Origin of the sequence: Bariatricus sp. SGI.019, assembly GCF_050315235.1 — a bacterium.
In the GTDB taxonomy this organism is placed as follows: Bacteria; Bacillota; Clostridia; order Lachnospirales; family Lachnospiraceae; genus JAFBIX01.
In genome coordinates, this window is the sequence record NZ_JBNPOQ010000007.1 from 24,099 (window position 1) to 45,211 (window position 21,113).

The window sequence follows — 21,113 nt, forward strand, 5'->3', positions numbered from 1 at the left end:
CTTGTTTGACACGATTTTATATGATAAAATTAAAAATAAAAAGAGGTAATATTTATGGCTTTAATCAAATGTCCTGAATGTGGGAAAGAAATATCAGATAAAGCAAATCAATGTATACATTGTGGATATCCTTTATCACAATTACCAAACAATAACAATGTAGACATACAATTATCAGATGATCAATGTCCATGTTGTAAAGTAAATAAACAACATATTATCAAAGATAATATCAAAGAAGTGTGTTCTGTATGTGGTTATGTGTTTAACCAAGATTATGTTAAACAGCATGAAGAATTATTACTAAAACAAACGAAAGTCCACTGCCCATATTGCAATTCTACAAACGTAAATAGAATATCTTCGACCAAGAAAGCAATGTCTGTTATAGGGTTTGGCATTCTATCTAATAAGATAGGAAAGCAGTGGCATTGTAACAATTGTAAGAGTGATTTTTAGATAAACATATGTTCAGAATTTAAATAATATAGTAGAAGAGTGATAATAGAGAAAGACACCTTATTAGGTGTCTTTGTTAATTTCTGATTTTAATTCTTTTATTAGATAGTTCTTAATATCTGTAATATGTTGTCTAAAATGATTAGGTTTCCTGTTTTCAAGTTCTAATATACGACATAGTTTATATTCCAATTCAGCTAATAAAATTTTATTCTTCACGATATGTATCTTTTTAGATTTATTTTTATATTCTCTATCAACATATTTTTCTGTGAAAGGGACGGCATCGCTTATAAAGAAGATGGACTTCTCATTTGTTTTACCAACATGATAAAAACAAGATCGAATATCCTTTTTATCGTAATTCATATATCTTTCGATTCTTTTCTTTTGTTCTTCATCTCGATGCTCATAATTGCCGACTGGAATCGCCCAATATAAATCATTATATTCTACAGATTTCATAAGACATATAATTGGTCTTTCCTTTGAGTCATTCCAAACACCACCATTATCTCTTATTATTTGGTAAAATTCATTCTTACCAAAGTACATTCCATGTTCTTCCATTTTCTCTCCTTTGTACAAGAAAAGCCCTATATAAAAATATAGGGCTTACAATGTTTTTTGTCCTACATTGCGAAAGGAAATTGTGTCATAATACAATGTTACTTGTTGCACATTGCGAAACATTTTTGAAACAAAGTACAATGTTTTTTGTCCTACATTGCGAAAGGGAAAAATCATTTCTGATTTCTTACTTATATTATACACAGTTTTATAAAAAACTGACACTCCAACGGCTAAAGCACGTTGGGTTCTTATATACATTCACTTCCAAATATACTCGAAAGCATATAAGACTAATGAAATTCTATAAGACTTTCACTACCAAAGATACTTCTGTATCCATTAGCGATAGCATAAGGATCGTGTCAAAACCTTTTATATATTCTCTTTTTAAATTGCTATACTACTTAAATTTTTCTTACCTGTTAATCTATTTACTTCCAAATTATGAAGTAGATAGAAATTTTCAAATCGTTCATTACACTTATCAATATCAAAACTCTTTAAATCATCACTTATATTCATTATTAAGAAAGCAGAGTAAATATCTCTTTGTATTTTAATTCCATTAAAATCATTCCATCTCTGTGATAATGATTTCTTTATATATGTTCCATCGAAATGATTAAACTGACTTGCCTTTGCTTCAAAAGTATTTATTTCAATTAGCTTTTCACCATAATATCCTAATTTTCTATCTATGATAGTTAATAACATAGCAGGTGCTTTATTGGCTAACGACTTACCAAAACGTTTCTTTCTCTTGAATTTACCTTTATCATTCTTTTCAGTGTTTTTGGCACGCTTCTGAAGTCCTGCAAAGTTCATTTTTTCAACATATACTTTATTACCAAGAGATATGATATAATTAGCTAAACATTCATGTTGATACTTCCTTATATCTGCTTGCTTTCTATATAATTCTCTTAATTCGTTTTGATATTTGATATAGTGTTTTGATTTATTCCATATAACTTTCTTGTTACCTTGTTTCTTAACAGTTCCGTTTTCATTATAATTATCTGGATTAGTTGCTCGTCTTGACCTATCCATTTTTCTGAGAAGTTTCTGTTTCTGGTTTTCAATATTCTGAATTCTGTCAGCTAGTTCTAATATTTTTACATCAGATTTGCTTGAAATAGCAATGGTACTTGTACCAATGTCGATGCCGACATCACCGTTTCCAATATAATGTTTGATTTCACCAGTTTCAGTATCTACTTTTACAGGTGGATTGCCTTTAAAAACAATTTGCACATAGTATTTATATTTGTTTCTTACATATTTTCTAACAATTCTGTTATAACAAATATCACACTGAATTGCTTGATATTCATAATAATTATCATAATCAATAATAAATGGTATTTCTAATCCATTCCAAACAAGAGTATCATTAATTATTCGGATTCCTGTTTTATTAGACTTTCCTTCAAGTGAATTTAATTCACTATACTTCTTATAATAGACTTTATTTCCATTTCCATAGAATAATTTATCATAAGATTTCCATAATGTAGTTGCAATCTTTTGTGCAGTAAAAGAATCAATATTATCTTTGAAATGCTTTTGCATTTGCTTTACATCTTCGTGAAATGAATATTCTGACATGCCATATTGTTTTCGTATATCGTTTATTTGTTTCCAAATTTCTTTATCGCATTTCTTATTACCAGTTAATAAAGATAAAAGAGTACGATATTTCTTAGTTTTAATCATTTCTTTATAACGTTTTTGAGTTACATTAACTAATGAATTATAAATCTGTCTTCCGATTTCAAAACGCTTATCTAAAATATCTTCTTGATATTTTTCTGTTTTTAATGGAAATTCAACAATAAAGTTTGCCATAATATTCACCTCGATTTCTAATATAATATTCTCTTTTTAGTATCTTTTCTTTTGATTTTCTACATACTTTTTAATTGTTTCACTACATACATTACCTGCTGTTGATACAAAATAACTTCTTGTCCATAAACTAGGCATTTTAGATAATTCTGAAAATTCTTCTCTTAATATTTTGCTTGTATACCCTTTAATTTGTTGCATAATATCTGATGGACTTAATGTTGGTAGACAATTTAAGAACATATGAGAGTGGTCTTTATCGCATTCAATTGCAATAATTTCAATTTCTAACTCCTTACATTTTATTTTGACCAGTTCTTTAAATCGTTTCTCTACATTTGGTATCAGAAAAATTTTACGCCTATATCTTGGACAAAATACAAAATGGTAGTTTATCAAAGATACTGTTGTATTTGTATATCTATATTTATTTTCCATACATATACTATATCATAATATGTGTATGTTTTCAATATCTACATACACATTATTTTTTTATCTTTGTGCTATCCATCCCACACCTAAAGGAGTGGGCTTTTCGCACATTTTTGTAAAAATACTTATTAATGTTCACATCATATGATTAATAATCTCTTTTATCAATTAATTCTTCGAATGAATGAAATTTTTACATTCATAATAATTTTTGTTTAATATTTTTGGTTAATATGTATTTTTTGTAACAATTATCCGATTATTAGTATTTTATAAATAAATATTCATTAAATTATGGCAAATATCTATAATTTATTGTATAATAATGGTAAGAAAATCTCATTAACTACTTATAATATTATTTCGGAGGTGTTTTTATGGTACGAAAAATTATACGTTATTTCCACATTACCTCAAAATATAAAGGTTATCCATTGATTATAGATGCAATCAATATTTATATTGATAAATACGGAGAATGTATTAAAATCACTAAAGATATTTATCCAATACTTTCTAAAAAATACAATATGCCAATATCATTAATAGAAAGAAATATCCGCACAATTGTCGAAGCATGTTGGGATAATGACAAACAAGCAGTAAAAACCATTCTCGGATATAAAACTGCAAAATGTCCGTCTAACAGTGAATTCATAGACGCTATAGCTTATCGAATCGTAAAAGATTATGATATTTCTCTGTTATCGCTCGGAACAGAAACCGACAAACAAATTGAGGATTGCGAATCCTAGTGGGATACCACTATTTTTTGTTTACCTTGGAACATGCATTCATAGCAAATAAAATAAGGCTTTTATTTACTATGGAGGAAGGGTGCTCTCTCAACACTTCCTTATATTTTATATGTTTATCCCGTCATCACGATTTAACGTAACTGCTACTAACGGATTCACATATGACTAAACGTATATAAGGTTGGCTCATTGTTGCTACGGAACTTGAATAGTCAAACTTTTATTTCATCCGATTCACTACGAAAGTAGAATAGTAGGTTCAATGATTTATTCCTCTATTTATTTTAAAACCATCATCTCTCTATGTTGTCCATTACGCCACCATGTAATTTTCTCCATAAAAATAGACCCACTCAATAGTAAACGAGTGCAGCCAGGATTTTGGCTGATCTAGGTTTTTGAATAATTTAACTCCACCGATAGCACCTAACATAAGTGGTATTCCACCACCTACATCCATAAGCTGAGTTAGAATTTCTAATAGTGTTTGTGCACCATCGACACCAGCTTTAAGCCAAGATGAATCTAATGTTACATTAGCAAATTCCTGTGCTGTAGCCTTCATCTTGTCCAAAGAGTATTGGAGTGATTGTTGATAATTACTTAATTCTTTTTCTGCTGATCCATCTGAGTTCATTGCTGTTTGCATCGATTCTCTTGCAATGTCGAAGTTTGTCATTAAGGCAGACACTATGTTTCCTTGACGTTTGCCGGCAATAAGTTCAGTAATACTTGCCTGCTGAATATCAGTTAAATCAGACCACTTTTGTGATAATTCATCAAGTATATCATATGTTGACTTGAAATTATTTTCATCTATCATGATATCAACACCTGATAGAGCCATAATTTCTTCTCTTAATTTGGCTGTAGATTCAGCCATTCCGTCTGTTTCAAGACCGGCTTCCTCTAGCTCTGTTGTTGCACCTCTTATGCGCATCGAAATTGTCTTGAATGCCGTCCCTACAGACTCTGGATCTTGTACGACACTATTTGCTGCTGTTATTAATCCTATAGTCTGTTCAAGACTATTGTTTGCTGCATTCATTGATGATGCAGAACGTTCCAAAGCTGAAAATAGTCCATCGGTTGCAATCGGTTGAGTATTCGATACGGAGTTTACGGCATCCACGATTTTTTGGGCTTCATCAGCACTTTTTTGGAAACCTTTTAAAGTTGAAGTTAGACCAGACGAAGCAGACTCTTGTGTCATATTATCTCCAACTTTTTCGAGAAGAGTAGTAACATCCGCTAATTTTTCAGCTTCTTGAACACTATACCCAAGCCGCTTCCAATCTGCTGCACTATTAATTACTTCATTAATTGTAGCGCCATACTTCTTAGCACTTTCTGTTGCATGATCAAAATATTTTCCGATTTGAGCATCATCAGAATCACTACTGACTTTTCTCAATTCAGTCATCGCAGTATCAACTTCTAATACTGCGTTAGCAGCTTTCATTGCATATTCAGGAATTCTTTGAATCGTACCATAAATTGTCGCAAATTGCCCTATCTGACCAAACGCACGTTTAAATTCTGCACCAAAACTTGCACCAGTTTTACCTTGAGACGCAGCCAAAGTTTTTATTTCATTTACCTGTTTTGTGTAGTTCTTTAAATCATCTGCGTTAGTAGCTGTTCTTTGTAATTCTGCTAACTCTCTTAACCTATCGCCATAATCTTTAGCTGCTTTAGAATTATTTTTTAGCCAAGTCAAAGTTTTATTGGAAGCAGTCGTAGCATCTATGGTATTGAATGGTTTAACGGCAGACTGCATAGATTTAGTTAAATCTTTAGCTTTTGCATTAATCTGCTCTATTTTATCATCTGCGTTTCCAAAGATTTTTTCTAAACTACCTAACTGATTTTTATCAAATCCAGATGAAAAAGTTTTCATTAAGATGCGATAATCAGACTCCATTTGTCTAAGCTGTTTTTGTAAAACGGATATCTCATTTGCGTTTTTAGATGTATCTAGTCCTGCTATTTTTATTTTTGTTTGTGATATCTGAGTCGCAAGATTTTTCACCATTTGAAAATCTTTTGTTACTTGTTTTATTCCAGACGTATCAACCGTAGGTTTTATTTTCAATCCATTTGTATTTAATTTTACTTTCGACAAACTAGACTTATCTACATCAACTTTGACCTTTATAGATTCTGTTTTTAACGAATTTACTTGTTTTTCAAGTGCATCAATTTTCTCAGCACCAGTAGTTCTGACTTTGACGTTAACATCAAAATCCATCGGCATATAATCAACTCCTTTCATAGAAATGATTTTTAGAATTATTTAGAATAAAAAGAACACACTAGAAGAGTAGTGTGTTAATAGAACACTCCTAGAAAGGAGCAGTTTTTGATTATTAAAAGAAATATTATGTAAAATTCTTTTTTAATGCTTCTTCAATATCTTGCTGTGCTTCAAACCATGTTCCTGCACGTCCTAAAATTCCAGAACCATGATACTGAGCTTCTTCAAGAACTGGAAATCCTGGAGTTCCCGTTGAATATGCTGGTCTATTTAGATGGATATTATAATCATAATTTCCGTTACCACCAGATACACCAGTAGATTCAGGAGATTCGCCATAAGCACCTGTACGTTCATATCTTTTTGGATCTCCTTGCATATAAAAAGATTCAATATCTTCCTTAGTCATTTGAAATCCTTCTCGCTCAGCAGCAACAACTCTAGGTTTGATTATCTGTTTATCTATTGCTTGAAATATCTTTCCCATATGAAATTCCTCTTTTATTCCTTGCTCTCATCAGTCTTTGCTGACTTAGTTGTACGTTTACGAGTTGTCTTTGGTTTATCTGCATTATCTTTCTTATCATCAGCAAGAACATTTTTCACGCTTTCTTTCTGCTGTTCTTTTGCAAAAGCAGTCTGTAATTCAATAATCTTATTATCCTTTTCTCTATTCTGACGAGATAATTCTACGATTTCCTGATTCTTTTTATGTATATCACCTTCGCTAATCTGAGAATAAACAGCCTTTACAATATCATTAGCATTGAAGTTTTCAATGAAGTTCTTCTGCATCTCAGGAGTTACAACTTTATTCAATTCTTCCTGTTGTTTTCTCTGCTCATCAATCCAAGCATTCAAATTTTCATTGGCTTCAATTTCTTTCAGTGTCTTTTCCTGTTCTGTTTCAATCAATTCAAGAATCTTGTATGTAAGAACTGAATTTGCTTCATTCTGAACCTGCGCAAGAATGTTAGCTTTTCTAAACTCTACAATATCGTATACCTTGTCCATAATCTGTCCCATGATTTTCTGCTCTCTTGTAGGACTTGTAATTTTATCACCATAAGGAATCATGAACTTCATGACGAGTGGCTCGATATTTTTATCATCCATTACGGCATCATACACATCTTCTCCATCTTCAAATTCGATACCTTCAAGAAAATATCTTACAATGGCATTTACCTGCCCAATTTTCTCAAGGTATGGAGTATATTTAGTTGTGGTGTTTCCATCTTCATCGGTTACTTCTCTAAAAAACATATCAGCAATCATTTCGATAGCATCAATTTCATCTTGCATTTTTAATGTAAATTCATTTTTGATCTGTGGATTAATTTTCTTCATTAACAATTCCTCCATTTACCAATTTCTTTTTCTGAATTCATAATAGTTACCATCCGTATCCCAAACTTTCCACAAATTATTTTCGTATACAATATGATTTAGCTGTGGGTTCTTTGACGTATCTATCACCTGTAAAATTTCATCAGATGATAATTGTCTATATCTGGAACGAATATAGTAGTCTAGTTCTTCATTTGTCATTACTACAACCTCGTTTCCAATAAGAAATTATCGATATTATAACGATAATTGGTTCTTAATAATTTATTCTCTATTTCTATCGGATTCATTTTTAAAACATCGTCTATATTAATGGACTTCTTATTAAGAGTAGAAGTATAATCTAAAAACTCGTCAATCATTACAAAAAATGTGCGATTATCTTTATTGCGAAAATTTAATACAAATCCACAATTCATTAGATACTTGCTCCATTTTTGAAGCCCTAATATCTGATTCTTCTTAATCTGATAATTCTTTTTCTTTCCGTCAATTTCAAAATCTTCACGCCAATATGTAATCGAGCCAGATGTGGTTTTCAACTCCAAAGCACTTAATGTTCTAGTATTACAATCAAATAATAAGAAGTCACATTCATTTGTAGAAGTAAATCTTGTTTGTGTTCCATTTCCCCATGATGCTGCATTGTCGTTAAGACGTTTATGCCAACAATAATCAGGGATAGATGCAACAAACGCCTTTTCAAAAATTTTGCCCTCGTTTTGTTTTGCTATAATTATCACCTCATTTGTTTAAGGGGCAGGAGAGTAGCTGTTCAGTCTGTTACTACTCTCCGCATAACAAAAAGACCCTTACACATGGACTGAACTTACATGTGTAAAAGTCTTTTTATAAATAAAAGAGCAGTTCTATATGTGAACTGCCCTCATGGCTAAAATATTCCTGGCAATGCTTGTGCTAATAAATACCCAGCTACACCTGCAATAAATAACCAAAGCAATTTATCTGAGATAGAATCCCATCTTTTCTTTATCGATTGGGCAGGTTTGTTTTCAAGCACTGTAACTTTATTATTTAGTTCATCTTGTTTTTCACTGATTACATCTACTTTTTTATTAACGTCAAGCATAGAATTTGCGATATTTTCTACGCTATTTGTAAGTTTAATTAATGTTTTTTGGTCATCACGCATTTCTTTAATTGCTTCATCGTGTTCATCTAATCTATGCTCATTTGACTTACATCGTGAATCGACCTCTTGAAGATGCACAGCCAAATCGGTGTAATCTTTTTCATTCATAATACACCTCCTAGATTATTTACTTTCTTTGCACTTTTCTAAAAGTGTATTTACATCTTCAATAAGCAATTCCCCATTCTTAATAGCGTCTGTAATATTCTGGGCAACCTGACTAGCTGTTGAGATATTCCTATTTTTATAAGTATTATATAGAGTAGTAACAATCAAAAATATAATAGACACAATATTTGAAATATTATCGTCTGCAATCGGAAGTGTATTATAACCAACCATCTGCAAAACAGCATTGATTAATGCTACTAAAAGCACAAGAACACCAGTTACCGCTTCAGCAGTAATTCCTTTTAAATTAATTTTCTTCATTTTGTTTCATCTCCTTTATTTTCAATCAGAGTAGGAGATAACTCAAATTCGATTATATTATCTCCCCATTCAAGTTCATAATTTCTAAATTTATTCAGCAATTCTTCTGTCTCTTCATTTTTTTCAAATACATATATAAGATTATATTTATCATCTTTTTTATCATGAGAGACATATGCCCCTTTCATTTGAACACCGTGAGAGATAAATAACATTGCTTGATATCTATTTAGAAATTTATAATTTGATTTAGCATATTCTTCTATAGTCAAAATTCAAATTCCGTTACTGAAAACTTATAAAAAGTTATAAACTTTTATGTTTCATTCCTACTTCAAAGTGTATGCTTTTGATTTGTATTTCTACAACATCTACTCACAAGTTCTTGTACACTCCATAGGCGTAAATTCCGGACTAACGTATCCGTACATATCTGTAGTAACTTGAAAGTGTTATGTTACAGATTGTTTTAAGACATTTTCTCCATATCTTTTTAGATTTAAAGCAGCTTGATAATCTCTATCAATTACATTACCACATTCACATTTGTAAATACGGTCTGATAACTTTAAATCTTTCTTGATATTTCCACAACAACTACATAATTTAGAACTTGGAAAGAATCTATCTGCAATAATTACAGGAATGGTGTTCCACGCAGATTTATATTCAATCTGTCGTCTAAATTCTCCAAAACATTGTTGTTGAACAGCTTTAGATAAATGTTTATTTTTCATCATTCCTTTTACATTTAAATCTTCTAATACTATATAAGATGGTTTGGTTTTCACTATCTCGGTAGTAGTTTGATGTAAATAGTTCTGACGAATATTCGTTAGTCTGTGATTTAATTTTAAAAGTTCTTTTTCGCTTTTTATAATGTTACTTGTTTTACAGTAACTTCCTCCTTTCTTATTTTTCTCATATTTTCTTGATATAGAACGCTGTAACCTACGTTTTCTTTTTTCTAACTTCTTAACGTTTTTAGTTTTGTTAATATTATGATATTTATGTTCATCAGAACATATTGCCAAATCCTTAATCCCTAAATCAATCCCAATGCCTTCATTTGATAAGAGAGTAGTAGAATCTTCATATTCAATTCCAACTGTAATATACCAATTGAGTCCGTCGTACTTTATACGTGGATTGCAATATTTACAATCTGTAGGAATTCGACCATGCTCAGCAAGTCTTATTCTACAAAATTTTTGATTTCTTTTACTTGTTGCCTTGCCTTTACCAGCTACCAACATAAGTTTTACATGAGTATCCGTAAATTTTATTTTTACATTGTCTTGATAAAACTTTGGCACTGAATGTTTCTTGCTTTTGAAACGAGGAAATTTTGTATATCCTTTGAAGAAATCTCTATATGCTTCGCAAGCATCTTTAATCGCTTGCTTTGGTACATCACAATCAATTTCGTTTAACCAAGCATATTCATCAGTTTTCTTTAATTGCGTAAATTCTTTTCTTAAATCTCCATCAGATATAAATTTCCCACCGTTTTTATAATTCTCTTGTTCTCTACCTAATGCCCAATTATAAGCAAAGCGAGCAGTGTTTGCATATTGGAATAGTTTAGTCTTTTGTTTGTTATTTGGGAGTAACATTACTCGAATTGTTTTTATCATTGTCTTCACCTCCTACTTACATATTCTCTTTTTATATTAAGTAAGAGATTAAAAATACAGTTTAATCCCAAAGGCATAATCGAAATACAGTCGAAAGCCTTAACAAAAACTTATAAAAGTCAACAACTATTTATAACTTTTTATAAGTTTATTTTATCTGTTAAGTACATTTCTAAAATCGTAAAAAATAGGGACATATAAATATATCTAATTTTTTGAATACATCTATATGCCCCTGTCTCTTACATAATATCAATATTCAAAATTAGTTTTCTTCTTTTTTAGAAGCGATTTTTTTAGAGGATGGTTTAAGTACTTCATCCCATGTTTTTTCAATAGGAGAGAAGAGTTCTTTAATCAGTTCAATATCCTGATAAATCTTTTCCTTACCAACACAATAAAAATACCCCTTAGAATCTTTCTCTAATGTGTATCTGTTAGTAAGGACAACACCATCTGGCGGTGTTGCCACACTACTATAAATCATTTTAGTTACCATAGAACCACTCCTTACGCAATCTTGCTCCATCTCATCATGTCTCCGCTCTTGTCTGCAAGGATGTCCCATGTTACTTCAAGTGAACATACGTTATCTACATCCATAGTAAGAGTAACATTAGACTGAGGTTTAACATTCATAAGTTCAAACTGAACAAACTCGTCTACCTGATCTGTATTTCTAAGAGCTGTATCGCCATAAATCTCATATCCTCCAGGGAATGATACATTATCTACAGTAAATGTCTGAGCGTTTGTATCTACCATGTAGTAACAAGCTATATATCCAGTATCGTCTGGGAATGTTGTTGTATTAAGGGTAATTACCTTTTCTGAGATGCTATATGTATTCTCAGCACTTGTAGGAGTTCCAACTGTCTGTTCTTTTAAGTTTGTTTTCATATCTGAAGGATCAAGTTTATATACAGCAAGAGTACCTGTTTTAATTGTGTCCTGTGTAGTTAAAGTTGCCTTTCCACCTTTAACCTGACATACCTCTCTCTTCATAAATGGAATCTGCTTCTCTTCAAGTTCACTACCAAACAACATGGCAATAATATCCATATTGAAGATTTCCATTGTTGTTTTAAATGTACCTTCTCGGTTCTTATCCCATCTTACTGCTTTTGTAGTTTTGTTATATGCATACACGCTCTCACTCGTAAACTCGATTGTAGACGTTTTCGCATAATCGGCATATAATTTAATTTTGTTTGTTTCTTTTGATTTGACTGTTAAATTTGCACAGTCTTTAAGACCATATAACATATATGTATTCCTCCTTAAAATTGTAATAAAAAATGACTCGTGAATTAATCACGAATCATTAATTTCTTTAACCAATGGTTATTACCTTGTATGTCTTTTAAATCATGAGCGACAAGTCCTATTGCTAAGTTGTCGTCATATGATTTCAACCCTATTTTTGCATTGTAACAATTTAGTATTTTCCATATTGTCCAACTTTCTATTTCACTTATTGGTATTCTATATTGTCCTGCAAATTCACAAACATTTAATATATCATAGAAATGTACTTCATTCTTTTTTTCTTCTCGTTTTCTTCCTGCTTGTAACTTCTCCCATACATCACGCTGTCTATCGGACATATTTTTCGGTGGTTTTTCTACTTTTAATTTTGATTTACCGTTAAGTTTTAAAAGTATTTCAGAAAACTCTTCAAAATTATCACGATTTAAAACAAACATCACATTATCTTTATCGTCACATAATGTTATTCTTTTATCATCAGTATAAATATGTTCTGGTTTACAGAAAATACTTAGTATAATTGAAACAAGCTTGATCATATCTTTATCTTTTAATATGATTTCTTCAAATAAACTAAATGAACTATCAAGTTCACAATTATTGACATATTCTATGTAATCTTTCGTAATACAAAATGGGAACATACATTGTGAAAATACTTCATACCCAATGGTTTCTTTTATTTCTTTAAACGATATTGGATAAATAGATACACCTTGATATTTAATGATATCCATCGTTACCAAATCTAAATAATAGTTATTGTTCATGTTTTGTATAATCTTTCATAAAATCAGTGCAAGAATATTTTAATATCTTTCCCCAAAAATCATTATTAGGAAAATATGACTGAGTTGGAACTGATGGAGTTGGGACTAATTTACCAATTCCAAAATCTTTACTTCCATTTAATATGTCTCCAAGTATTGCAACTGCAATATCAATTCGATTTCGTCCAATATAACCCAACTTTTTATATTTCATTCTTGTTTCTGAATCAAGTTGTAAACTATTTTTATGAGCCATTATTTCAATTACAACTGACATTTCTTTTAATGTGTTTCCGCAACGGGATATGTTGGTGTCAATGCATATTACATTTCTTGTATCTGTTACAGTAGAATATATAAATGGAACATCAAATAAGTGTGATTTTAAATTTACTCTTTCGATTCCATCGCTTCCATGACACTCAAATAATCCACCAATAAAGTTATCAATCTTATCAAATCTATTATCTTCAATGGACGGCATTAAAATATCAATCAAAAATTCTGATAGCTCATGTTTCATTATCAATTGAAATAATTCATTTTTGTATGATCCAAGGGCGTGATATTCGTAATTCTTATTAGCCATTAAAATACCCCCTTAGTTGTTATCACGATTGTTTTTTGTTGTCCTGTATATTTACTGCTACATGTTATAGCAATCTCATCTCCAAAATCCCCATATTCTTTTGAAAGAGAAATCTTCAATACATTATCAACAAATGTATATGAAATAAATTCTGATATGTCAGATTGGATATTCCATTCATATACAATATCTGGAATTATTTCACCTGTTTTTGTATTATAAAGAATTGCTGTTAAAGTTTTTGGATATCCAGTTGGTTTAATTTCGAGATTTGGACAATTTATTTTCATATTCCATAAATCTTCCGTTTCATCTGGATTTGATGGTTGGGGTGGGGTAGGAGTAGAAGAAGAATCGATATAGTCGCAAATCCATGCTTGTGTACCATCTTCTAAAGTGATGAGTTTGTCATTTCCCTGATTATATTGTGTCTGTGTAAAGATAATGTTTAACACACCCTTTTTACCAAATCCATAAGTAACATCATCAGGTCTTGTCAACTCATAAGGTTTACACTTAGAATTGCTTCGTGACATATGAACACGTTTACCATTATCTAATTCAGCAGTTTCTTCATCGTATGGTAAATAAACCATAAACTGATTGGATTGCAATGTAATGGTATGGTTGCCTGCCTCACCGTTATTGTAAGCACTTGCATTCTCTGTGTAAGCATAGCGAGAAACAATCGTTCCGTCTGATTTCTGCCAATAAATGCAATGCTGACACTGACGCAAATTCCCATCTGTATATACTTCATCATCGCTATCTGCATTTAATACAAGCCACATTGAATCAGCCCATTCAACATAATCACCAGCTAATATTTTCTGGTCTGGTAATGACTGAAATTCTTTATAATATGGTTTTGTACTTGTGTTGATAATGAGATTGGTTTCTTCTCCGTTGAGTTTAACGGTTTTGTAGGATGGATTATCTTGAAGTTTGTTGTTCAAATTAGTCTTTAAACGATTTACAATTCGCTCTCTCTGAGTAGTACCATGTTGAGTCATTCTTGCAGTATATCTATCCATACAATCAATCCTCCTTGAAATACTTCTCTTTAATTTCTTCTAAAATACGAATACATTTAAAGACTTCTTTTTTACAAACTTTATCAGAATATTCTTCTGAAATAAGAAACTGCATAGTATTCAATACTGTAATAAACTTTGGCTCATCAACCAAAACCGATACAAGTTCCTGATTGCCAATAAGTTCACGAAGATAACTTTCAAGATATGATTTTAAGGTATCTGATTTTTCTTCTTTAAGTGGCAGTATCTTATATGTTTTATTTATTAAAAATTCAAAGTATTTGCAAAAATTCTCTTTCGGTAACAGACCATATTTTACCTCAATCAAGATTTCAATCCTTTCATATCTGCAATGATATAAGAATATTCATTTGTAATACTTCTTGCCCGTTTATAAGATATATCATATCTATCACCGATTTTTTCAAGAAGATTAGCAGGAGAGAAGACTGAGAAATCTTTTGTAGATAAATTGTTGCGTAAATTTTCAATATTATTTACAAATGGTTCTAACCAAAAAACTGTCATCCATTCTGTAATAATATCCATTACTTCATCAGGTATTTCTACGCCAAACTGCATTAACTCATCATCACGATTAGACAAATCAACCGTCTTAATAACACGTTTACATTTACCAATCGCCTTTTTCATATAAGCAGTAAGCATTTCAGTCTGTAATTCTTCTGCAAAAGTAATAAGGTCTGGGTCTGTTATTTTATCTTTAAATTCTGCAAATACTGTTTCATAATTTGTGTTTGCCATTTAGCACCTCCAATCCATTAGATAGTGAATTGGATTCCTAATGAAGATTCAAGAATGTCAATGATATTCTTATCTAATGTATTTTCATCTAATTTCTGTTTTGCTCTAACTGCAATAGTTTCTTTCATACCACGAGAAAGTGTAGAGATAGTTTTTACAATCTCATCTTTTGGATAAGTAAAAATTTCGTCAATATTATCTGGTGTTAAAACATTCTTGTAATACTTAGACACCTTTAAGAAATCGTATAATTCCGAAGCAGTATATTCTTCTGTATCATCAAACACAATCCAGTTATCTTCAAAGAAACGCTTATCTGTGTTTTTCATAGAAGACAGTTCACCAAGTTCCATATATTCAACAGAACCAATATCTTCCCATTCAACTGTATATCCCATGATTTTCTTAGATGAATAAAAAGCACCGCCTACTGTATTACAAATAACAGGAACAATAGTATCTAATGGAATTCTCACTGAACTCTGAATCTTTTTTGCTACAGCAGAAGTTTCTTCTCTATCAGATTTTGAAACCTTTGCTTCAGCATCTTTTAACTTTTTCTCATATTCAGCTCTAATCTTTGCTTCAATTTCTGCTTCGATTTTTGCTTTCATTTCAGCCTCTTTTGCGGCTTCTCTTTTGGCTCTTTCTTCCTTTGTCAGATTTGCCATTTATTTTCCTCCTTTAATTCAAAAGGAGAGAAGTAGTAAATAACTTCTCTCCAATATATTTCTCATAAACAATTAGCTGAGTTTATAGATACCCATTTGTTCGCAAAGAACAGCTTTCAGACCATAAGCCATAGCAACCATGTATTCCTGAGACAAATCAGCATTGTTAAGAGGATCACCATTAATGATGAGAGTTTCACCCTCAGTAGCACCCTTAATAAACTTGTCGTCACCGGCAACGATGTAAAGGTCATTCTTCAAAATGAAATCATTTGTTCCAACCTTGTGACCATTCTGCATTACCATAATTGGAGTAGTGTAGAAGTGTCCAAAGTAACCCATAGCATAAAGGTCTTCCTTTGCAGAAGTAGAATCTGCACCCTTAACACCAGTAATCTTTCTTACTGCCTGTTTAGAGCCAAGAATAACAGCAGTCTTACCAGTAGCAGCTTCAACATGGTCAATAATTTCACTTAACTTAGATTCATCAAAAGAACCAGCAGTACCATTGCTATAAGGAGCAACAAGACCATCAAATGCAGTAACTACAGCTTCATACATATCATCAGAAATCTTCTTCTGGAATGCTTCGGAAACCTTGTCAATAAGCTCATTAAAGTCTACACGACCTGCGAGAACTCTACGAAGTTCCTCATAAATCTTGATACCCTTTAACTGAGTCTTAACAGTGATTTCTTCACCACCAGTAATTCTCTGGCGTCTCAGACCCTGGGTTCCCTGTGCGATATCGGAAACGATAAAAATTCCATTGTCTTTCAGTTCAAATACGTTTGTATCTCCCTCTGCTAAATTTCTCCACTCAACATAGTTGAAGAGAGGGCAAGACTCAGGAAGACCTTCAATAACAGTCTTATTGATGATTTCCTCAACGATTGCGAAAAGACCGTTGCACTTTCCATCTCTAATTGCTCTATAATCTAACTTTGTAGAACCACCATTTGCTTCAACAAGTGCCTGACGTAATACTTCCATAGAATCGTCTACAGAGTAGTTACCGGCAACATGACCTTTATACGCATCTACTGCGATTTTTACCAAATTTTTATCTGCCATAATTATAAATTCCTCACTTTCTGTAATTTAAAAAGACGTTTATCTATTTAGATAAACGCCAACTAATAGTTATAAATTTGTTTAATAAATAATTACTGAACCTCTACAACATAGTAAGTATCTCTGCCAGAAACTTCGATAGCGATAACCTTACCAACCTGAGTAGAACTAGGAGTAGCAGAATCAACAACCTTGCCCTTAGTACCACCCTGTAACTCAACAAACTTACCAACTGTAGGTGCTTTATCAAGTGCCTCAGCAGTTACAGAATAAATGTCACCCTTCTGAAGAATACCGACAGTAATAACTGCACCTGCTTCATTCTCGAAGTTTGCAAGATAATTATCACCAACACCACTCTGATCATACATAACTTCAGGAGTCTTTACGATACCAAAATATGTAGTAGAAGCAGCAGGAGTAGTTGCAGTATGAACTTCACGCTCACCATCCATAAGACCACCGATTGCTACAAAATTACCATTATCAATAGCAGTTGCGGCAGAACCACTACCCATATACTTTGCACTCTTTAACAGTGCAGGATTCTTTGTGAAAGCACAATTATCTGCTCTAAAAATTGCATGTTTTGCCATAATTAAATTTCCTCACTTTCTAAAATTGATTATTTTCCTAAATAACGTTTCATCAAGCCACCATAAGGCTCGTCCTCAGACACTTCTGGTTCTAAAGAGAACTTTAAAGAATCTGATTTGTTTGTTTCTTTTGTTTTGTTTGTCATTGAATACATTCCAACGATACATAAACATTCTTTCTTGAGCGCATCCAAAGAGAACTCAGAAGCCTTCTCTTTCAGAGATTTAAACTCTTCAGTTTCACCGATCGTCTCTTCGTAATCAGCAAAAAGTGCGTCTTCTGCACATTTTCTTTCTTCAACTTCCTTGTTTTCTTTGTACTCTTTAAGCACATTAAACTCGGAATCTAAAAAAGAGTGTTCTGCTTTATAATCAGAAAACTCTTTCTCAAGGTCAGAATATTTAGTTTCATAGCTTGCTCTTTCCTCATCGACTTTTGCTTTTTCATCAAGAGTAAGCCAAACTTTCACCATCTCTTCAAACTCACTTGAAATAGTAGCAGTACGTGTTGCTTCATCAAATGTATAAGCAAATCTACCATACTTACAATCATAATCGTTTGCAGTCCAATGGTCTTTTTCTACGAATACATATTCATCTGAAAAATCTTCAATATAAAAATATGTCTCTTCAACATAATTACCTTCCGCATCTTTTACAACAATTGGGTCAAGAGCATTCTGTAAAGCCTGTCTCTTTTCCTTATATGTAGCAGAGAATGCGATAGGTTCTGCTTTTGGTTCTTTCTCTCCAAAAAGTTCTTCCATTTTTGCACTTAGTTCTTCTACAGACATATCATCAATAGAAAAATCTAAGTCTTCAATAGTTTTATTGAACTTCTGGAGGATTTCTAACTTCTCATCCAAATTTACTTTTCCTCCTTTTTCATCACTATTATTCTTACTAAAATATAAAGATAATTCTTCTTTTAATTCTCCCATCAAAGATGAAAATTCATTCTTATCAATGCTATATGTAATAGGCACAATAGATGCACTAGGGAAGCAAGGAGTTACATTGAATTTATCATCATCTGATTTCTGAAGCATACAGAGTGCGTCAAAAGAAAAATCAATGATATCTGTATATGTTGGATCGTCTTTTAATGGTGTACTGTTTGAGTAGATTATTTCCATGCTCTGATTTGTAAAAACAGAATCACTATAAAACGCATCTGCCAACTCTGGATATCTACTAATCCAAAGAATTACTTCACACGTTAAGTAAGTCGATACATTTCCATTTTCTTCTGTAACATCTTCGTATACTGGTGTTTCAGACGGAACAACTACCCCGAATGGTACGCATTGACTTTTTAATTTTAAATCTTTCATATCTAAATAATAATCGTGCCCACCTAAATGATAGACACCATTATCATCAACCATTAAATGACCAATTACCGGCGCATATGCCAAGCTAGGATATGCTCTATCCACATTCTCTTTTGAGAAGTGTGACCGATTTGCGTTTTTTCCTAATGCTAATACATAAGCTTTTGCTTTTAGGAAATTCTCATTTAATTTCTCAAAAGAAGAGAATTTTAAATTAGATAATAGTGAAATCTTTTCTTTTTCTGAATCCATTTTCCCTCCTTTCCCACACTAGAAATGGAGTGTGTTATTCATAAGAAAATCTTTTGAATCAAAATTACTATTCAGATAATCAATAAGTTCTTTTGATACAAAAAAAGCATAAACAGTTTGATTGTTTATGCGGTCTAGTGTATATCTAAATCCTAAGTCAGCTAGTTCTTGTGCTTTATTAGAATCGAATACCTTTATTAAATTGTTCTCCATTTATTCACCTGCTTTCGCAAAATTACTTGCCTTTACGACCGCCCTTTTTACCGCCTTTGCTTTTAGAGCCACCGCCTTTTGAACCACCTTTACATGCCATAGTAAATTCCTCCTTTATCTGTTATCATTTCCATCACTGTTTCTAGTTGCTTCGCCAGCATCACCAATTTGAGTTCCAGATTCCTCAGATGTAGGTCTACCACCTTCTTCGCTAGAATGACTCATAGTATTTGAAGATACTAATGGTGTAACCCACTTATCTTTTGCAAGACACAGAATGTCTTCTTCAAGAATTGTCATATTCCAAACATCAGACGGTGATAATCCGAGAGAAGTAGCGTAATATGACTTAACTGGTAATCCACTAGATGATGCCTTTGCATATCTATCCACATATTCTGAATTGTTGAATATTGATTGCTGAGTAAATTCAATTTTAAACCCATACTCCATATTCATCTTTTTAAGTTTCTTGTTTATATAACGCTGAAACTGTAAAAGAATATCGTAAGCAATCTGTTCATCTGGTTTGACTGATAGAGTAAGAGATGAACTTGATGTCGCCTTTGCTGATCCAAATATAAGAGATGAAGTTCCTGACGACATCCAAAAATTTTCCTGTGCGGCAGTAATATCATCATCATCCGATGTTTTTGTTGATGCAAAGCTGAAGTCTGTAATCTTGAATGGACTCATAAACACACCGATGCCGGAATTGTCTACATTATCACAAATATGATTAAACCATTTTTGATTATCTTCAAATGATAATAGTGGTATTCCATTTTCATCAGTAGGGATTTCTGCCGATAAAGCCTTGTAATTGTCGTTCTCTTTCTTAGCTTTCTGTAACATTTTTGCATCATCAATAGAAAATACCTCTACAAGCAAACCTGTAAACAGTGGGAGAGAGTAGTATGGGTCTGTTTCGTCTACTTTGATACAGATACCGTTTTTCGGCTCATACCATCTTTTGTCTTTGTTTGGCTTAATATCTTTATCTTTATTGCCTTTATATTGCTCATATGCTCTGACAAATTCAGAACCATACATTTCCAACAGGTTTTTATTCTTATTAAAATAGTTTAAGTCAAATTCAAATGTATATGTTCCGTCTTCAATACCAGAAATTTTTGCATACTGTGGTTGTATTGGTTTAATAAAGTAGGAATCTTCTGATTCATATTCCAAACCAAAGAAAACTCCGTCACGAATAGCAATTTTAGTTGCCTTAATTGCTTCTTGACGAAGACCATATTTATCACATTCCTTAATTATTTTAAGATATGATTGCTTATATTTCTTTTTATCAATTTTCTCAGGAATTCTTGATGGAACAACATTATAATTGTAAAGAAGAATTAAACCATAATAGTCTACAAGTCTACGATAATGGCTAGATACCATATATAAGAAGCAACTCAATTCACGAATTTCTTTTTCGTGTTTTTGCGGAGTCTCAAGAAATTTGATGATTTCTTCACGTTTATATTTTTTATATAGAACACTTTCATTACTGTTTGTTCTAAGGTCTTGTAGAATGTTCTTTTTTAGATTTGCAAAAGACATTCTTGCATATCGTTCTAATAGAGCATTTTTTTCTGCTTCTGTGAAATTTTTGACTTCCAATGTTTTCCTCCT

General features: G+C 31.9%; 26 protein-coding genes. 2 read left to right on the forward strand and 24 right to left on the reverse strand.

Going from position 1 to position 21,113, the window contains the following annotated elements; all coding sequences use genetic code 11:
• Positions 1-54 precede the first annotated feature (54 nt).
• Positions 55-459, forward strand: coding sequence for a zinc-ribbon domain-containing protein (locus ACQRD1_RS05545; RefSeq protein ID WP_427787010.1), 405 nt, complete (start codon positions 55-57; stop codon positions 457-459).
• A gap of 63 nt (positions 460-522) precedes the next feature.
• On the opposite strand, the gene ACQRD1_RS05550 is transcribed toward ACQRD1_RS05545, so the two are convergent.
• The 3 genes from ACQRD1_RS05550 to tnpA form a co-directional block, all read right to left on the reverse strand.
• A complete protein-coding gene (locus ACQRD1_RS05550; protein WP_427787011.1) occupies positions 523-1,029 on the reverse strand; it encodes a hypothetical protein in 507 nt (168 codons plus the stop codon).
• Positions 1,030-1,419: 390 nt separating this feature from the next.
• Positions 1,420-2,880 carry a hypothetical protein gene (locus tag ACQRD1_RS05555; RefSeq protein ID WP_427787012.1) on the reverse strand — a complete coding sequence of 487 codons (1,461 nt, stop codon included), beginning with the start codon at positions 2,878-2,880 and terminating at the stop codon, positions 1,420-1,422.
• A 36-nt stretch (positions 2,881-2,916) separates the two neighbouring features.
• The gene (tnpA, locus tag ACQRD1_RS05560; protein WP_427787013.1) at positions 2,917-3,318 is read right to left on the reverse strand and encodes an IS200/IS605 family transposase; all 402 of its coding nucleotides are present in this window, start codon (positions 3,316-3,318) and stop codon (positions 2,917-2,919) included.
• A gap of 374 nt (positions 3,319-3,692) precedes the next feature.
• On the opposite strand from tnpA, the gene ACQRD1_RS05565 reads away from it, so the two are divergent.
• The gene (locus ACQRD1_RS05565) at positions 3,693-4,070 is read left to right on the forward strand and encodes a sporulation initiation factor Spo0A C-terminal domain-containing protein (RefSeq protein ID WP_427787014.1); all 378 of its coding nucleotides are present in this window, start codon (positions 3,693-3,695) and stop codon (positions 4,068-4,070) included.
• Between the two features lie 316 nt (positions 4,071-4,386).
• Here the strand turns inward: ACQRD1_RS05565 and ACQRD1_RS05570 are convergent, their stop codons facing one another.
• The 21 genes from ACQRD1_RS05570 to ACQRD1_RS05670 form a co-directional block, all read right to left on the reverse strand.
• Entirely contained in the window at positions 4,387-6,330 is a 1,944-nt protein-coding gene (locus tag ACQRD1_RS05570) for a phage tail tape measure protein (protein WP_427787015.1), read from the reverse strand.
• A 124-nt stretch (positions 6,331-6,454) separates the two neighbouring features.
• The gene (locus tag ACQRD1_RS05575) at positions 6,455-6,817 is read right to left on the reverse strand and encodes a hypothetical protein (RefSeq protein ID WP_427787016.1); all 363 of its coding nucleotides are present in this window, start codon (positions 6,815-6,817) and stop codon (positions 6,455-6,457) included.
• Positions 6,818-6,831: 14 nt separating this feature from the next.
• Complete coding sequence (locus ACQRD1_RS05580; protein ID WP_427787017.1) at positions 6,832-7,680, reverse strand: hypothetical protein; 849 nt, start codon at positions 7,678-7,680, stop codon at positions 6,832-6,834.
• 15 nt (positions 7,681-7,695) lie between these two features.
• Positions 7,696-7,881 (reverse strand): hypothetical protein, encoded by a 186-nt coding sequence (locus tag ACQRD1_RS05585; protein WP_427787018.1) that lies wholly within the window; start codon positions 7,879-7,881, stop codon positions 7,696-7,698.
• 2 nt (positions 7,882-7,883) lie between these two features.
• Positions 7,884-8,423 (reverse strand): hypothetical protein, encoded by a 540-nt coding sequence (locus ACQRD1_RS05590; RefSeq protein WP_427787019.1) that lies wholly within the window; start codon positions 8,421-8,423, stop codon positions 7,884-7,886.
• A gap of 149 nt (positions 8,424-8,572) precedes the next feature.
• Entirely contained in the window at positions 8,573-8,941 is a 369-nt protein-coding gene (locus tag ACQRD1_RS05595; RefSeq protein ID WP_427787020.1) for a hypothetical protein, read from the reverse strand.
• Positions 8,942-8,956: 15 nt separating this feature from the next.
• The gene (locus ACQRD1_RS05600) at positions 8,957-9,265 is read right to left on the reverse strand and encodes a phage holin (protein WP_427787021.1); all 309 of its coding nucleotides are present in this window, start codon (positions 9,263-9,265) and stop codon (positions 8,957-8,959) included.
• Complete coding sequence (locus ACQRD1_RS05605) at positions 9,262-9,537, reverse strand: hypothetical protein (RefSeq protein ID WP_427787022.1); 276 nt, start codon at positions 9,535-9,537, stop codon at positions 9,262-9,264. The genes ACQRD1_RS05600 and ACQRD1_RS05605 overlap by 4 nt, the downstream gene beginning before the upstream one ends.
• A gap of 180 nt (positions 9,538-9,717) precedes the next feature.
• The gene (locus tag ACQRD1_RS05610) at positions 9,718-10,902 is read right to left on the reverse strand and encodes an RNA-guided endonuclease InsQ/TnpB family protein (protein WP_427787023.1); all 1,185 of its coding nucleotides are present in this window, start codon (positions 10,900-10,902) and stop codon (positions 9,718-9,720) included.
• 265 nt (positions 10,903-11,167) lie between these two features.
• On the reverse strand, positions 11,168-11,401 hold the full coding sequence (locus ACQRD1_RS05615) for a hypothetical protein (RefSeq protein WP_427787024.1): 234 nt from the start codon (positions 11,399-11,401) through the stop codon (positions 11,168-11,170).
• A gap of 11 nt (positions 11,402-11,412) precedes the next feature.
• On the reverse strand, positions 11,413-12,168 hold the full coding sequence (locus ACQRD1_RS05620; protein ID WP_427787025.1) for a hypothetical protein: 756 nt from the start codon (positions 12,166-12,168) through the stop codon (positions 11,413-11,415).
• A gap of 44 nt (positions 12,169-12,212) precedes the next feature.
• A complete protein-coding gene (locus ACQRD1_RS05625) occupies positions 12,213-12,941 on the reverse strand; it encodes a hypothetical protein (RefSeq protein ID WP_427787026.1) in 729 nt (242 codons plus the stop codon).
• Positions 12,931-13,530, reverse strand: a complete 600-nt coding sequence (locus tag ACQRD1_RS05630) for a hypothetical protein (RefSeq protein WP_427787027.1) — start codon at positions 13,528-13,530, stop codon at positions 12,931-12,933. Before ACQRD1_RS05630 ends, ACQRD1_RS05625 begins: the two co-directional genes overlap by 11 nt.
• Positions 13,530-14,564 (reverse strand): hypothetical protein, encoded by a 1,035-nt coding sequence (locus tag ACQRD1_RS05635; protein WP_427787028.1) that lies wholly within the window; start codon positions 14,562-14,564, stop codon positions 13,530-13,532. Before ACQRD1_RS05635 ends, ACQRD1_RS05630 begins: the two co-directional genes overlap by 1 nt.
• Positions 14,565-14,568: 4 nt before the next feature.
• Positions 14,569-14,895, reverse strand: coding sequence for a hypothetical protein (locus tag ACQRD1_RS05640; RefSeq protein ID WP_427787029.1), 327 nt, complete (start codon positions 14,893-14,895; stop codon positions 14,569-14,571).
• On the reverse strand, positions 14,892-15,332 hold the full coding sequence (locus ACQRD1_RS05645) for a hypothetical protein (protein WP_427787030.1): 441 nt from the start codon (positions 15,330-15,332) through the stop codon (positions 14,892-14,894). Before ACQRD1_RS05645 ends, ACQRD1_RS05640 begins: the two co-directional genes overlap by 4 nt.
• A 17-nt stretch (positions 15,333-15,349) precedes the next feature.
• Positions 15,350-16,003, reverse strand: coding sequence for a hypothetical protein (locus ACQRD1_RS05650; protein WP_427787031.1), 654 nt, complete (start codon positions 16,001-16,003; stop codon positions 15,350-15,352).
• Between the two features lie 72 nt (positions 16,004-16,075).
• Positions 16,076-17,077: a hypothetical protein gene (locus ACQRD1_RS05655; RefSeq protein WP_427787032.1), complete on the reverse strand. Its 1,002-nt coding sequence runs from the start codon at positions 17,075-17,077 to the stop codon at positions 16,076-16,078.
• Positions 17,078-17,169: 92 nt separating this feature from the next.
• Positions 17,170-17,673, reverse strand: a complete 504-nt coding sequence (locus ACQRD1_RS05660) for a hypothetical protein (RefSeq protein WP_427787033.1) — start codon at positions 17,671-17,673, stop codon at positions 17,170-17,172.
• A gap of 29 nt (positions 17,674-17,702) precedes the next feature.
• Entirely contained in the window at positions 17,703-19,259 is a 1,557-nt protein-coding gene (locus ACQRD1_RS05665; protein WP_427787034.1) for a hypothetical protein, read from the reverse strand.
• A 327-nt stretch (positions 19,260-19,586) separates the two neighbouring features.
• Positions 19,587-21,101 (reverse strand): hypothetical protein, encoded by a 1,515-nt coding sequence (locus ACQRD1_RS05670; RefSeq protein WP_427787035.1) that lies wholly within the window; start codon positions 21,099-21,101, stop codon positions 19,587-19,589.
• Positions 21,102-21,113 lie beyond the last annotated feature (12 nt).